The 15,842-nt window shown below is 44.4% G+C and carries 13 protein-coding genes; 12 read left to right on the forward strand and 1 reads right to left on the reverse strand.

Annotated features, from left to right (window positions below; genetic code table 11):
* Nucleotides 1–3: 3 nt before the first annotated feature.
* The 10 genes from flhA to WC407_RS07570 all read left to right on the forward strand — a co-directional run bounded on the left by flhA (nt 4) and on the right by WC407_RS07570 (nt 11,913).
* Nucleotides 4–2,178 carry a flagellar biosynthesis protein FlhA gene (gene flhA / locus WC407_RS07525; protein ID WP_373021992.1) on the forward strand — a complete coding sequence of 725 codons (2,175 nt, stop codon included), beginning with the start codon at nt 4–6 and terminating at the stop codon, nt 2,176–2,178.
* 7 nt (nt 2,179–2,185) lie between these two features.
* Nucleotides 2,186–3,262 (forward strand): DHH family phosphoesterase, encoded by a 1,077-nt coding sequence (locus tag WC407_RS07530; protein WP_373021993.1) that lies wholly within the window; start codon nt 2,186–2,188, stop codon nt 3,260–3,262.
* 10 nt (nt 3,263–3,272) lie between these two features.
* A complete protein-coding gene (locus WC407_RS07535) occupies nt 3,273–5,105 on the forward strand; it encodes an ABC-F family ATP-binding cassette domain-containing protein (protein ID WP_373021994.1) in 1,833 nt (610 codons plus the stop codon).
* Entirely contained in the window at nt 5,083–5,829 is a 747-nt protein-coding gene (locus tag WC407_RS07540; RefSeq protein WP_373021995.1) for a pseudouridine synthase, read from the forward strand. The genes WC407_RS07535 and WC407_RS07540 overlap by 23 nt, the downstream gene beginning before the upstream one ends.
* A gap of 61 nt (nt 5,830–5,890) precedes the next feature.
* Nucleotides 5,891–7,015 (forward strand): substrate-binding domain-containing protein, encoded by a 1,125-nt coding sequence (locus WC407_RS07545; RefSeq protein ID WP_373021996.1) that lies wholly within the window; start codon nt 5,891–5,893, stop codon nt 7,013–7,015.
* A 10-nt stretch (nt 7,016–7,025) separates the two neighbouring features.
* A complete protein-coding gene (locus WC407_RS07550; protein ID WP_373021997.1) occupies nt 7,026–8,714 on the forward strand; it encodes a sensor histidine kinase in 1,689 nt (562 codons plus the stop codon).
* Nucleotides 8,708–9,370, forward strand: a complete 663-nt coding sequence (locus WC407_RS07555) for a TIGR01621 family pseudouridine synthase (RefSeq protein ID WP_373021998.1) — start codon at nt 8,708–8,710, stop codon at nt 9,368–9,370. The genes WC407_RS07550 and WC407_RS07555 overlap by 7 nt, the downstream gene beginning before the upstream one ends.
* 69 nt (nt 9,371–9,439) lie before the next feature.
* Nucleotides 9,440–10,402 carry an ATP/GTP-binding protein gene (locus tag WC407_RS07560; protein WP_373021999.1) on the forward strand — a complete coding sequence of 321 codons (963 nt, stop codon included), beginning with the start codon at nt 9,440–9,442 and terminating at the stop codon, nt 10,400–10,402.
* Entirely contained in the window at nt 10,396–10,965 is a 570-nt protein-coding gene (locus WC407_RS07565; protein WP_373022000.1) for a hypothetical protein, read from the forward strand. The genes WC407_RS07560 and WC407_RS07565 overlap by 7 nt, the downstream gene beginning before the upstream one ends.
* A gap of 9 nt (nt 10,966–10,974) precedes the next feature.
* Nucleotides 10,975–11,913 carry a class I SAM-dependent methyltransferase gene (locus tag WC407_RS07570; RefSeq protein WP_373022001.1) on the forward strand — a complete coding sequence of 313 codons (939 nt, stop codon included), beginning with the start codon at nt 10,975–10,977 and terminating at the stop codon, nt 11,911–11,913.
* A 1-nt stretch (nt 11,914) separates the two neighbouring features.
* Here the strand turns inward: WC407_RS07570 and WC407_RS07575 are convergent, their stop codons facing one another.
* Entirely contained in the window at nt 11,915–12,238 is a 324-nt protein-coding gene (locus WC407_RS07575) for a hypothetical protein (RefSeq protein ID WP_373022002.1), read from the reverse strand.
* Nucleotides 12,239–12,374: 136 nt separating this feature from the next.
* On the opposite strand from WC407_RS07575, the gene WC407_RS07580 reads away from it, so the two are divergent.
* Both WC407_RS07580 and WC407_RS07585 read left to right on the forward strand, forming a co-directional pair.
* The gene (locus tag WC407_RS07580) at nt 12,375–14,507 is read left to right on the forward strand and encodes a WD40 repeat domain-containing protein (protein ID WP_373022003.1); all 2,133 of its coding nucleotides are present in this window, start codon (nt 12,375–12,377) and stop codon (nt 14,505–14,507) included.
* Between the two features lie 79 nt (nt 14,508–14,586).
* The gene (locus WC407_RS07585; RefSeq protein WP_373022004.1) at nt 14,587–15,819 is read left to right on the forward strand and encodes an MFS transporter; all 1,233 of its coding nucleotides are present in this window, start codon (nt 14,587–14,589) and stop codon (nt 15,817–15,819) included.
* The last annotated feature ends 23 nt before the right edge of the window (nt 15,820–15,842 follow it).

Raw genomic sequence — 15,842 nt, forward strand, 5'->3', positions numbered from 1 at the left:
CGTTTGGCCAAAGCAAAAAAAAGTCCCGATGTCAGAACCGTTTTAGGGGTACTATTCGCTTCACGCGATTTAAGTATGGTCTTTTTCGTTATGGCCATTTTAGCGATTATTATCGTCCCCTTACCCAGCGCCCTGCTCGATTTGCTCCTTGCGGTCGTTATCGCCATCGCTGTTTTGATTTTATTAATTTCACTCTACATCCCAAAACCAACCGATCTAACGACCTTTCCGACGTTGCTACTCGTCATCACCCTTTTTCGCCTCTCGCTGTCCATCGCCACAACCCGTATGATTCTCAGCCACGGGCATGAGGGGCCTGAGGCGGTCAGTGATATTATCACCAGTTTCGGTAATTTTGTTATCGGCGGCAATTACGTCATCGGGGTTATCGTATTTAGTATCCTTGTCCTCATCAACTTTATGGTCGTTACCAAGGGTTCGAATCGCGTCGCGGAAGTCGCAGCCCGTTTCACCCTCGATGCGATGCCCGGTAAACAGATGGCGATCGATGCCGATCTCAACAGCGGTCTCATTGATGAAGCGCAGGCAAAAGCCCGCCGTGCCGAAATTTTGCAGGATGCAAACTTCTACGGAGCCATGGACGGATCGGGCAAGTTTATCAAAGGGGATGCGGTCGCCGGGATCATCATCACGATCATCAATATTATCGGCGGATTTTTGATCGGGATTTTCCAGTTCGGTCTGGATGCGGGGGCAAGTGCGCAAACCTATACCATCCTAACGATCGGGGACGGGCTTGTAATGCAAATCCCTGCCCTCATCATCTCTACCGCAACCGGTATCATGATCACCCGTGCTTCCAATGATGCGGGGAACTTCGCCGAGGGAAGTATCAACCAGCTCATGGGGAATGCTAAAATCATGCTCATCGTCGGTTTTATAATGATGCTTTTTGCCGCTGTTCCGGGGTTGCCGACCCTTTCCATGGGATTTGTGGGATTGGTTTTTGCCGGTTTGGGATACGCTTTGCACAAATTTCAAAAAGGGGAACTTCTCCTTACCACAGGTCCCTCGACCAAAAAAGGTACCAATGCACCGGAAGATACAGAGGATTCTACGCTAAGTTCACCGCGTAAAAAAACCAACGAAGAGATTGCCAAAGAAGAAGAAGCCGCCCTCGAAGATATCCTCAAAATCGAAATGCTCGAACTTACTCTCGGGTATCAGCTCATTCGGCTGGCTGACAGTGCGCAGGGGGGAGATTTATTGGAGCGTATCCGCTCGATGCGGCGGAAAATCGCTTCCGATTTTGGCTTTTTGATGCCGCAGGTACGTATCCGTGACAATCTTCACCTAAAACCGACCCAATATGAGATACTCCTCAAAGGGGTCAATATCGGAGACGGATTTATTCAGCCCGATCGCTATTTAGCCATGGATAGCGGCATGGCCATCGGTGAAATTTCAGGAGAAGCGACTAAAGAACCGGCATTCGGTCTGGATGCGCTTTGGATCGATCCGTCGCTCAAAGAAGATGCCATTATCAACGGTTACACCGTCGTTGATCCGGCTACCGTCATCTCCACACATATGAGCGAGCTGGTGAAACGGCATGCCGAAGAGCTTCTCACCCGCCAAGAGACGCAAACACTTATTGATAAGATCAAAGGGGACTATCCGGTTGTCGTGGACGATTTGCTCAAAGTTGCCAATATCGGTCTGATTCAGCGGGTATTTAAAGCGTTACTTCATGAACGTATCCCGCTGAAAGATATGATTACCATCTTAGAGACGATGGCCGATGTCGCCGAATATACCAAAAGCGTCGATATCATCACGGAGCATGTACGCGCAAAACTCTCCCGTATCATCACGCAAGCCTACACAAGCCCCGACGGAGTCATTAAACTCCTGACGTTTGATGCAATGAGCGAACAGCGCCTCTTGGAAAAATCCCAAGAGCGTGACGGAACACGTCAGCTCATGCTCAATGTCGGGGAGATCAATAATCTGATCCAAGCGACCAGTGCCAAAGCCACTGAACTCCTCCAAAAAGGGGTCTCTCCGATCATTGTCATTGTTGATCCTAAACTTCGCCGCCCGTTGGCTGAAATTTTTGAGCGTTTCAGCCTCGACATCGTTACCCTCTCTCATGCTGAGATCGATTCAGGGGCAAAATTCGAAGTACTCGGCTCCATAACTTTAGATACTAAATAGGATACTTATGCAAAAAACCATTTATCACCTCTCCCACATCGATCTTGACGGGTACAGCTGCCAGCTTGTTATGGCACAAACTGCCCACACCATGATCAGTTTCAATGCCAATTACGGTGCCGAAGTAATGGATCGTCTCGAAGAGATTATCGATACCATCAAAAAAGTCAAACAAACCGCCACGATCCTTATCAGTGACCTTAATCTCTATCCCGATGAAGCGCGTTGGCTTAACAACGAAGTCAATCGCCTGAATGAAGGGGGCTGGGAGATCACGATCACATTGCTCGATCACCACGGAAGCGGTAAAGATACCGCAGCACAATACCCATGGTATTTTCTCGACACGGAACGTTGTGCAACCAAAATCGTCTACGAATACGCAATTGAGCATTACGGATTACAAGCCGGAGGATGGCTCGAAGCGTTTGTTAAAGTGGTTAATGCAGTCGATCTGTGGCATCAAGATGAAGAGGATGATTTCGAGTATGGCAAAGTGTGTATGCGCCTTATCAGCGATGCTAAAGAACTCAGCCGTGTCATGTTCGGCGATGAAGATCGTGTCTATAAACTCGCTATGCTAGAACAAGCCGCTACAATGCGTTTTCTCCCCAATGCCAATATTGTCCTTGATGAAGCACTCCATAAAATGAAAAAAGAGTTTTTCAAAGACGATGTGGATAATACCCTCGATAATCTTTCAACCAAATACATCGTGGCACTGCTCGGAACCAAACGTTCTACTATGACCATCTATTACAAAGGATGGCGCGGCTTTTTGAGCTACGGCTTGGGCAATACGTCGATTATCGGAAACGGTTTTGTCACCGCATTCCCTGAATTTGATTTTATTGTCGATGTCAGTACACGCGGCACTATGAGTCTACGCGGACATGATCAAGTCGATGTGGCAATGATGGCCGCAGAATGGGCAGGCGGAGGCGGACACCCCAATGCAGCTGGTGGACGGATCAACGGGTTTAAAGAGCAATTTCGTTATGACAAAGTCAAACGCCAAATCGAAGATTTGCTCTCCAACAAAGAGGCAATGCCCGGTAAACTTCCCGCTAAAATAGAGAGTTAACACCTAGCGCATGATTCAACTTAATAACCTTACCAAAAGCTACGGCACACGCGTACTCTTCGAAAATCTGAATCTCAAAGTAGGTTCAGGCCAAAAAATCGGTTTCGTCGGGCGAAACGGCTCAGGAAAATCGACCCTCTTTAAAATCATCCTCGGCGAAGAGTCCTATGATGAGGGAGAAGTTCTTATCCCCAGAAACTATCGTATCGGAACGCTGCGTCAACACCTCCACTTTACCCATAAAACTGTACGGGAAGAGTGCGCATCGGTACTTACGGGGGACGCGGAACACGAAGTGTATCGGGTCGAAAAAATTCTCTTCGGGCTTGGATTTAGCCAGGAGGATTTGGATCGTGACCCCTTAAGTTTTTCGGGGGGATATCAAATCCGTCTCAACCTGGTCAAACTTCTCGTTACCGAACCCAATATGCTCTTGCTGGATGAACCGACGAACTACCTCGACATCGTTTCGCTGCGATGGCTTGGCGCCTTTATCCGTACGTTCGAGGGGGAAGTGATCCTCATCACCCATGATCGCGATTTTATGGATTCGGTGAGTACCCACACGATGGGATTACGCCGTCGAAATGTATCGATCATCAAAGGCGACACCCATAAATATTACACATTTATGGCACAAGAAGACGAAATTTATGAAAAGACCAAGATCAACCACGATAAAAAGCGTGCGGAGTTAGAAGATTTTGTCGCCCGAAACAAAGCCCGCGCTTCCACAGCGACACTTGCCCAATCCAAGCAAAAAGAGTTGGATAAGATGGGGGTCATGGAGTCATTAGAAGGGGAGAAAGATTTATCCTTCTCCTTTTCCTATCGCCCTACCCCTGCAAAGATCATCATGGAAGCAAAAAATCTCTCTTTCGGCTACAAAGAGGATGAATTGCTGTTCCAAAATCTCTCTTTTGTGTTGGAGACCAAAAAATGCCTTGCCATCATAGGGAAAAACGGTAAAGGTAAATCGACCCTCCTCAACACCCTCGCAGGGGTTCTGACACCGAAAGGGGAAATCGCGTTTCACCCCTCTACGGCGATCGCCCATTTCGGGCAAACCAACATCGACCGTCTTGATAAAAACCGTACTATTACCGAAGAGATTCAAAGTGCTGACAACACCTTGCAAAATGTCCGAATCCGAGGTATCTGCGGGACGATGATGTTCAGCGGCGACGATGCCGATAAAAAGATCAGCATCCTCTCAGGAGGAGAGCGCAGCCGTGTCATGCTCGGAAAAATCATCGCCACCCCTGCCAATCTCCTCTTTCTCGACGAACCGACCAACCATCTCGATATGCAATCGATCGATTCGCTCTGTGACGCGATCAAACGGTTCGATGGCTCCGTCATCATCGTCACCCACTCCGAAATGCTGCTGCGTGAGCTTGCCGATCAGCTTATTATTTTTCGTGAGAGCGGTGCAGAATTTTTTGACGGAAACTACGACACCTTTTTGGAGAAAATTGGATGGGATGAAGAGATCAGCGATGCTCCGAAATCTGTAAAAGCGACACAAAATACGAATAAAAAAGAGCAAAAGCAGCAACGTGCCGAACTCATCCAAGAACGCTCACGTGTATTAAATCCTCTCAAAAAAGAGATCGATCATTGTGAAAACACCATCATGAAACTTGAGGATAAGATGAAGGTATCGCATGAGCAATTAATCGTCTATTCCAATCAAGGGGAAAGTGGTAAACTCATGGAACTCTCCAAACAGGTTGCCGCTGATGAAAAAATGATTGAAGAACTGTTTGAGCGGCTCGAAGTCGCAACCAACGAATTTGAGCGAATCACCAAAGAGACCGATGAAAAACTCGAAGCCCTCTAAGATACGTCTGGACAAATTGCTCGGCGCACTGGGCTATTGCAGCCGTAAAGAAGTTACGGTTCTTTTGCGAGCAGGGATCATTACCCACACCAAAAATCTCCCTCTGAAATCCGACACGAAAGTCTCTCACGAGGATATCCGCTTTGGGGGAGAGCCTCTCGATCCACCGCAGGGGATCGTGATTCTGATGCACAAGCCTATCGGTTATATTTGTTCTCACGATGACAGTGAAGGAAAGCTGATTTACGATCTCCTCCCTGATCGATGGAACAGACGCGATCCAAAAATATCAACCGTCGGACGGCTGGACAAAGATACGAGCGGGTTGCTCCTCCTCACCGATGATGGAGCATTGCTTCACCGCCTCACCTCCCCGCGCCATCATGTTGCCAAAGTCTACGAAGCAACCCTTGAGCGGCCACTCAGAGGTGATGAAATGGAAATTTTCGCTTCGGGAACTCTGATGCTCAACGGCGAAAAAGCTCCGTGTCTTCCTGCTAAACTTACCCTTGTCGACGAGACACACGTGACGTTAGAGATTACCGAAGGACGCTATCATCAAGTACGGAGGATGTTCGCAGCGGTGGGGAATCATGTCGTCGCTTTACACCGTTCCTCTTTCGGTAATTTAACGCTGGATGATTTAAAGCCCAGAGAGTATCGCTTCATAAAGGAAGCTGAGTATCAAACGCTAAGCGGCGACATTGGATACCTTTTTACCTAAACTACTTTATACTTGTATGATATAATCAAAGTGGGTTGATTTTCGATCCAAGGAGAACCGGATGGGTAAAATGCCCTATAGAGCTTTGCTCCTCTATTTACTCACCTTTGTCTACCTGATCGAAGGCGGAGCCTTGTTTGCCATGGAACAGAGCTGCAAAAAAAGGGGCGCAACACTTGTTGAAATGCGACAAATTGTGGAAAAAGCAGGCGAACGCGTTTCCAAGTGGGATGGTCCCACATCAGGTCCCATCGGACAGCACGGCATAAAGATAGCGGTAGTGTGCGAGGATTTGCGTAACGGAGGCGTATTGGGTGTTGCCAGAGGATTGGGCGAAGCGGCAGACGTATTGGGATGGCATATCAAAATGATTGATGCACGCGGTACCTTAAACGGCCGAAAGAACGCACTTGATGCAGCACTCTTGATGAAACCCGATGGTCTAATATTACTCGGAAGCGATGCGCGCACTCTTGAATCCCGTTTGGTCGAATTTAAAAAGAAAGGCATTCCGGTGGTGGGATGGCATGTAGGACCAATCGCGGGCAAACTCTCTTCAGGGAGCGTGGCGATGAATGTATCCACTGATCCGTTCCAAGTAGCCCGAGTAACTGCCATGAAAGCCGTCGTCGAAAGTCATGGCAAGGCGGGGGTGATCATTTTTACCGACAGCAACTTCGAAATTGCAATGAGCAAAGCAAATGAAATGGCAAAAATCATCCAAGAATGCCCGAAGTGTACCTTGTTGGAAATACGCCGTGTACCGATCTCGCAAAGCGCGCAGCTGATGCCGAAAATAACACGGGAGTTACTCTCACACTACGGTACACGCTGGACATATGCCCTGGCAATCAATGATATCTATTTCGACTATGCGGCTCCCGAATTTACCAAAACGGGGCGTGATATCCATCTTTTCTCTGCTGGAGACGGGAGTCCGGCAGCTTTCATGCGGATACAGGCCGGAACGTTTCAATACGCAACGGTAGCTGAACCGTTGAATCTGCAAGGATGGCAGTTGGTGGATGAGCTAAACCGCCTACTATCAGGGCGTAGTGTCAGTGGTTATGTCATCCCTCCGCACCTAGTAACGCCGAGTAATATCGCCTATGATGGCGGAATACGGATGGAATTCGATCCCGATAACGAGTATCGAAAATTTTACCATCATATCTGGAAGCGTTAGAGGAACGGTTATGGTCTTGTTTAAACTTTTCACCTCATGGTTGCCGCATACACTGCGCCAGCAGTTCCTGCTGGCGATATCCGTATTAACGCTTCTGATACTGGCGGGCGGAGGCATGGCGGTCTATACCCTGAATACTTCGGCAACAACCATTCACCTATTGGCAGAACATCGTCTACTCCAAATGCAAGAAGCGCAGGATCTGGTACGGCTAACATTTCTGATCGAGCGTAAGACCTATCAGTTGGAACAGTCTGAATCACATACACAGCTGCACACTCGTTACGGAGAAATTTTGGAGCAGTTGAGTACGTTCGACAAAGTTGTCGATCGACTTGCCGCCGAGTCTGAAGGGAACGCATTACTGGAACTGCATCGTGCCAGTCAATTATTCCGTAACACGACGAATATCGCAGCACAGCTTCGTGAAAAGGAGCTACAAGCTGATAGAAAACACCCGGATATGATGAAATCTGAACAACATTATCTTAAAGAATTGCACAAACAAGCTGAGGAGCTGATAAACGCGACACAGGTACAATCAGCGCAATTCACCCGATACTATCGCGAATCCGTGCAACAGCTCAATAATATGACCCAGAGTAATGTGCGCTGGGTGACATTCCTGCTGGTCGGAAGCCTCATGATTGCAGGGATGGTGGCACAATGGTTTCTTGGACGCCATGTACTGGGTCGTTTACAGCAGGTCAGCCATGATCTGCGCATAGATGCGAACACTACGTCCACAGGAAAAGAGGAGTACGCTCATCGTTGCAATGTGCCGTTCCACGATGAAATCGATGAAATGGCACACGCCGTAGAACTGTTTTGGGAAGACCGCCGGCATTTGGGACAACGCACCATAGACCTGATTCAAGCACGCGATGCGGCGGAAATGGCCAACAAGTCCAAAAGCCTGTTTCTTGCCAATATGAGCCACGAACTGCGTACCCCTCTCAACACCATTTTAGGGTTTTCAGACATACTCCGCCAAGATCCCCTATTGAACAATAACCAGCGCCAAAATATCGATATTATCACCCTTAGCAGCGAATATCTTCTTACCCTCATCAACGATATTCTGGAGATTGCCAAAATCGAGTCCGGTAAACTGCACCTGCAAATTTCCCCTTTCGACATCGACGCTATGATACGCAATATTTTGGAAATGATGCGTATACATGCCGAGCACAAAGGGCTTCAATTGCACTTCGAGCAATCCTCAGAATTCCCGCATTACATTAAAGGTGACGAGGCCCGTATTCGCCAAATTCTTATCAATCTGATCAGCAATGCCATCAAATTTACCGAAAAAGGGAGTGTGAATATCCGACTGAGTATCAAACACAATCTACGCGATCACCTCATAATCGAGATCCAAGACACTGGTCCGGGGATTACTCTCGAAGATCAAAAGCATCTTTTCCCTCCGTTCGTCCAATTTACCAAAGAGACTCCAAAAAGACTAAGAGGTTGGGGTCTCACCATCGCCCGTCAATTTGCACAACTGATGGGCGGCAATATTGTTCTCATCAGTGAACCTCTCAAGGGATCATTGTTTCAGATCGAGCTGCCCTTGATAGTAGCCGATGAGGATGAAGTGCGTCATCATCTCCTTAAGAGAGTTGAAGAACGTACACAATCGCTCAAGGAAAGCGAAGAGGAATACATCTACGCTGCTCGAATCGATCCATGCTGATATTTGAAAACAACGATTTTATCATCGTAGCGAAACGCGCTGGAACAAACTTCCATTCCGAAGGAGAAGCCGGATTCGTCGTCCAAATCACTCAACACTTCGGCATCCCTCTCTTCCCCGTCCACCGCCTCGATAAAATGACCTCAGGACTCGTTATCCTCGCCAAAAACTCCGAAACCGCCGCTCAGTTTGGAAAGCTGTTTGAAAATCGAAAAATCGAAAAATATTACCTCGCCATTTCGATGCGCAAACCGAAGAAAAAAATGGGGTGGGTCAAAGGGGATATGAGCAGTGCTCGGCGGGGAGATTATAAGCTCCTTACGACGATGGAAAATCCGGCTATTACTCAGTTTGTGAGCTGTGCGTTGCGAACCCATGAGCGATTTTTCCTCATCAAACCCCATACGGGAAAAACCCATCAGATACGTGTCGCCCTCAAATCTCTGGGTTCCCCTATCGCAGGTGATGAGCGCTATGCGCAAGCTGACGAAGCGCGCAAAGAAGAGAGGGGATATCTGCATGCCTATGCATTACGATTTACGTTTAACGGGGAGCCTTTTAGTTTTGTCTCGCCGCCCGATGAGGGGGAACGGTTTATCAGTTCGGAGTGTCGTACACAACTTGAAGCATGGGATAAACCGTGGGAGCAGTTTTAAGTCAAAACCGAATTTTAGATAAAGCACTGTACAATAAGTACACTTTTTTACCAGACCAAAGGGCTTAATATGGGTGAACATTTTTTAAAATGGATCAATATTGTTGATTTCAAATGCTTCCATAATTTTGAATCCAAAGATTTTCAACGGATAAATCTTATCAGCGGTAAAAATAATGTTGGTAAAACGGCATTTATGGAAGCATGTTTCATTAATATGCGAGCAATGAATATTAAAAATTTTGTTGGTGCCTTATGGGGAGTTAAATATATGAGAGAAAACTTAAATATATTAGCTAACAATACAACCAATAATGCCAAAATTTTTATGGAACGTTCTAATGGCATAAATTTAATATCCAATATAAATAAATCATCATTTAAAATTGAAGAACAAGATGGTATCAAACTTTATAATTTTGAATTTAATAAACAATATATAAGAGTTAACACAAACGATTTTTCATATGAAATAGACATCATTGATAATATCAAATTTATAGATAGTTTTGGACTATCCAATGGAGAAATCATACGTTATTATTCTACTATACAGAAGAAGGATGAAGAGACATTTTTAAATACTATTTTAAATGAATTTGATAATAGCATAGAAGCTTTTAAAGTTATTGATGATTTACCACAATGCAAAATCAATGAAACCTGGTTAGAAATTACAGAATTTGGAGATGGTGTAAGACATGTTATTTCAATTGTTAATGCACTATTCCAAGCCCAAAATGGATACTTATTTATAGATGAGCTAGAAAATGGAATTCATTACACTTATCTCGATAGAGTCTGGGAAGTTATTTTAAAAGTTTCCAAAGAACAAAACGTCCAAGTTTTTGCCACTACCCATTCAAAAGAGTGTATCGAATCATATGCACGGGTAGCAAAGAAACTTGAAGATCAAGAGATTGCCTACATACGGATGAGTAAATTAAGTGACGGGCAAATAAAAGCAACGACATTTGATTATGAACTTATCGAAAATAGCATCGAACAAGACCACGAGGTCAGAGGATGGTAAAGGTTGCCATTTTACATGAGGGAAATGCTAAAAAAACAAATGACAATGAGCTTTTAAAACTTTTAATAGAAAAGTTGGGTTTCTCTGCCGATAAAGTAGAATTTTTTGGGATGGGGACTAAAAGTAATTTTTTTAAGTCAGATCATGTCAATTATCGGCAATTACAAAGCAATATAGATGCAGAAATGACAAAAAGAGTTCTTTTTGTTGTTGATGCAGACTATAAAGAAAATGATGCTACATATGGAGGATACGAAAACACTACCAAAGAACTTAAATCTATCATTGATAATTTAGGGTTAACAAAGCAGTCTGATATATATGTAACCTGCGATGAAAAACAATGCGGTTACTTGGAGTCTTTGATTTTATCGACGATTCCAGACGAACATCGAGGGTGCATTGAAACTTTTTTAGAGTGCTCAGAGTTTACTTCAAAAGAAAATCACAAAGCTATTCTAAATCAAATATATAAAACAGCCTATCCAAAAGCACCATTTGATTTGGAACATCCAAATTTTACTCCACTAAAAACAAAATTAATAAACTTATTCCAAGAATAAAAAACTATTTTGAAAACCTTTACTACCGAATCCATGACCGACATTCTCTCATGGGCGCAAGAAACCCTCAAAGAAGCCGAAACCATCACCATTGAAGTGCTCAATCCCGATATCGGACGTGGACACTACGCAGGTGAAACTCTAACGATCAATGGAAGTAACTATCTCTATCGCAGCTACAAAGGATGGAGCGATCTGGGGGAGCTGCTGTTTTGTCGGATGCTGACACCGAAACCGATATCCGAAAATACCATTGCTATCACCTACGAAAAACTTGATCTCAGCGACTCATTTCACCACTGTGATGCCCAAGAGGAAAAATACGGGATAACATCCCGTTTTGCTGCAATCCACAAAAATGAAGAACCTGCATTTCTCTCCCCCTACCTACGTGCATTGCGAAATGTCAAGATCGGGGAAAAAAAACGGGTTTTAAATTTGGGGATCAATACAGGCGACGAATTTGACCTCATCCGTCAAATCCTCCCTCGCGAAGAGTATCTGAGTCTTGAACTTATTGGAATTGATCACTCCGAGAGTGCTATTAGCGTTGCAAGAGAGCGCTTCGATGAGGGCAATGCCACCTTTTATGCCCATGATATCAATGATCTCGATTCACTCGGATTAGGAAAATTTGACCTTATCATCACAATCGGTACCCTGCAAAGCAGCGGACTGGAATTCAAACCTCTCTTTATGTCCCTGGTACAAAATTATCTTAGCACAGATGGCGCGATTATTCTAGGGTTTCCGAACTGCCGCTGGATGGGGGGAGAGATGATTTACGGAGCCAAAGCACCGAACTATCCCTATTCAGAGATGTCGATACTGGTAAAAGACATTTACTATTGTAAAAAATATTTGCAACAAAAAAAGTTTAGAGTAACACTTACAGGAAAAGACTACCTGTTTCTAACCGGAACAAAAATTAATTTAATACACAGCTAGATTATTTTTCCCTTTTTCCCTCCCATGGATCTTTTACCGGATGCTGAGTATGAATTTCTTCCATGATATTTTCTGTTTTTAAATGATAGACTTCTGCATCCGGGGTAACGCAATAAATCTCATACTCAAGAAGATGCGGATTTTGTTTAATAACCACCTCTTTAATATTCAAATCCATTGCAAATTTTCGTATAGCCACAACTACATGCATATCTTTGGTGGTAATTTTAACGACCAAATCACCCTTGTATCCCGAATAGGTATTGATATCATCAATCTCAAAATCCAGTGCATATTGAATGATTTTTTTTCTTTCCGCTTGCATAGTCTCTACCTCCTCTTCAACTTTGAATTACTAAAAATGTTTCAACTAGTATAACATATTAAAAATATTGTCTAAATAGTCTTTGCAATTATGCTATACTGTAAACAACAACCTAATTTCATAGAGATAGTACAGAATGCCCAGTAGAATCGGTTTAGCTAATTTTGAATCCCCTATCATCGCACTCTATCCACTGAAGGGATCGATGCTCGGAGTAGTAACCGCCAATCATGAAATATACCTCTATAATTCAACGGACAATACCCAAGAGAGGCTTCTACGTCTTAATTTACCGGAAGAAGCAAAGCTCTATTGCGTATTCGATCCCATTCATAACCGTATTGCTTTTGGAAGCAACCACAGCAAAGCACTTCATCTCATCGATCTGGATCAAAAAAAAACCATCCGCAAATTTGAGTTGAATGAGCAATATCCCACCGTACTTTCATTTGATCCAAGCGGATCATATCTCATCTGCGGAACGGATCAAGGACGGGTACTTCTTTGGCGCTGCGACTCATCAACACTTATTGCACGGATGCACTCTTTTCCCGAATATGCCGCCTATTCCACCATCAAACCAAAAGTAAACTTCGTTTCCGCCATTGCCTTTGAAAAAGATTTGGTAGCAACGACAGGCTATGGAGGGAGTATCGTCATTACCGATTATCTTGGGCAGACCAAGACACAACGTCTTCATGCCGGATATGTCAAAAACGGTGCCCTCCTTTTCCATCAGGAGTCTCTTGTCGTCGGAAATCAAAGCGGAACCCTTTTAAAACTGGATCGAAATACCAAATACCCCAATCAACGTCTCAGTACTGCGTTAGGACCTATCACCCATTTGCTTAAAGCAGGGACAGAACCCTATATTCTAGTCGCTTCAGAACAGCGCCATATTATTTTGGTTGATGCAGAAGAGATGAAAATACTCAATGACTCGTATATCGAACTCGAACATCCGATCACGGCAATGTGCAAAGATGAAGAGGATAAACTCTATGTCGGAACCCAAAAAGGGGAACTCTTTCGTTTTGACCTTGAACCGCAACATCATCTTGATACCCTTATTGCTTCGAAAAAATATTCTGATGCGTATCTGTATGCCCAAAAAGAACCTTTACTCCAAAAAAACCGATCCTATAAAGAGCTAGAATCGATCTTTGAGCTTAATTTAGAATCGGCACGAGTTGCATTGGAAAAAGGAAATGTTGACAAAGCCAAAGCCATTTTAGCCCCCTTTCATCCGGCTAAATCCAAAGAGATAGCTACACTCACCATCGCCTATTCCCATATTGACCGACTCACCTATCTTTTTAACCAGCAAAAGCTCTCCCCCTTTTACGGTTTAGCGGAACAATACCCTCAGTTACAATCAACTTCATTATTTTTAATGGCAGAAAAGTTTTGGTCAGAACGGTTTGGAAAAGCTCAAAAGTTGATGCTTATGGGGAAAATAAAAGAGTGTAGAGCAGAGATTCAACCCTTTACCTCCGTTAGTGTAAAATGGCCTTTTATCCAACTGCTCCTCCAACATTTTGACGTACTTAAAAAATGTTCCAAAGCAATTTATGAGCACGATTATAAAACCTTAATGCAATTAAGCCATCGATACCCCATAATCCGTAAACTTCCCTCGTATATACAACTGATATCAGAGGTAGGAGAACTGGTTCCGGCCATTACCGATGCATTAAAAAGCAAATCCTTCGAACGGGCAAATCTATTGTTGGAAGAACTTACCAATGTCATTCAATATGAAGAAACGTGTAGTGAGTTAAAAAAATTTGCATCTCTTGCATCGAACTTGCATCATGCCATCAGCCATGAGCATATGCGTTCTGCCTATCGTCTGCTTGATTCCCATCGCGAGCTTATGATCCTCCCCTGGGCTCAAGAACTCGAAATACAATGGAATGAGAAGCTGCAGAGAAGTGAACGTTATGCCATTAGCGGTGATGCAACGTCGATCAAGAAAGAGTTCGCAAATCTCATCACTCTCCCCAAACGGCATGAACGGATCGGGGATCTTTTGAGAACAGCGTATCACGTGCAGCTCAAGCAACTATTACGTAAAGACACCCACCGTTTTAAAGCCGGTATCGATACGTATTGTGAGCTTTTCGGTATGGATACGGAACTCCGTTTTCTTATCAAAGAAGCTCAGGCGCAAGGTCTTAGCATCACGCTGCACGCCATCCAATTTCAATCCAAAAACCGTGATCAATGGCTTTCTCATATTACTATGCTTCCCAATCGTATCAGTTAATTACGCTATTTATCCCTCTAATATCACTTATAAGCTCTCCTAAGTTATAATAAAAGACTATATCTATTTTGGAGTTTTAATGCCTGCTTCTACCTCCTCTATCCTCCGTCAGGTTCTGACACTCCCCGTCATCGTCATTGCAATGGGGTATTTTGTCGACATTTATGATTTAATCCTCTTTGGTGTTGTCCGTGTAGCGAGTCTTGGAGAACTTGGTTTAAACAGTGATCAAATTACCTCATGGGGATCTATCATCCTCAATATGCAAATGGGTGGAATGCTGATCGGCGGTATTCTGTGGGGGATAATGGGAGATAAAAAAGGGCGTCTTTCCGTATTATTTGCCTCTATTATCCTCTATTCTATTGCCAATTTTCTCAATGCCTTCGTCACCAATGTCGAGCAATATGCCGCATTGCGCTTTATTGCCGGAATCGGTTTAGCAGGAGAACTTGGGGCAGGGGTTACCCTCGTAGCCGAAATTCTTCCTAAACATTTGCGCGGGTATGGAGTTATGAGTATCGCAAGTTTCGGGGTACTTGGGGTTGTTGCCGCTAATCTGGTAGCACAAAACTTCGATTGGCGTAATGCCTATATTATCGGAGGGATTTTAGGGCTTTCCCTTCTAGTCCTACGTCTAAAAGTACGTGAATCCGGAATGTTTGAACATAACCTTAGCGAAAAGATCAAGCGTGGAGACTTTCTATCCCTCTTTACCCACCGTCGTCTCTTAGGCAAATACCTCAAAGCTATTGCCATCGGGATTCCATTATGGTTTGTCGTAGGTGTTATGGTGATGTTCTCCCCTGAATTTGCCAAAGCTCTTGAAATTACTGAGCCGGTTACCGCAGGACAGGCACTAATGTACTGCTATATCGGACTTGCAATTGGGGATTTAGGCAGCGGATACCTCTCCCAAAAACTCCGAAGCCGTAAAAAAGCGTTTACCCTTTTCCTCTTTTTCTCCACACTCAGTGTATTATGGTATTACACCCTGCGCGGAGCGAGTGCAAACGAATTTTATTGGGCATGTATGGCATTAGGAATCTTTTGCGGCTATTGGGCCCTTTTTATCACCATGGCGGCAGAACAGTTTGGAACCAATATCCGTGCCACAGTGGCAACTACCGCGCCAAACTTTGTCCGTGGAGCCGTTGTACCGATCACCACGTCATTTATCTTTTTAAAAGAGAGTTATGGGGTACTTGGTGCAGGTGCAATCGTTGGTGCCGTATGTTTTCTCCTCGCAGCCGTAGCCCTCTACTATACACATGAAACATTTCATAAAGATCTGGATTACATCGAAGCATGAGGATTCTGATCCAAAGCTTCTTA

This window comes from Sulfuricurvum sp., from assembly GCF_041651515.1.
Taxonomy (GTDB): Bacteria; Campylobacterota; Campylobacteria; order Campylobacterales; family Sulfurimonadaceae; genus Sulfuricurvum.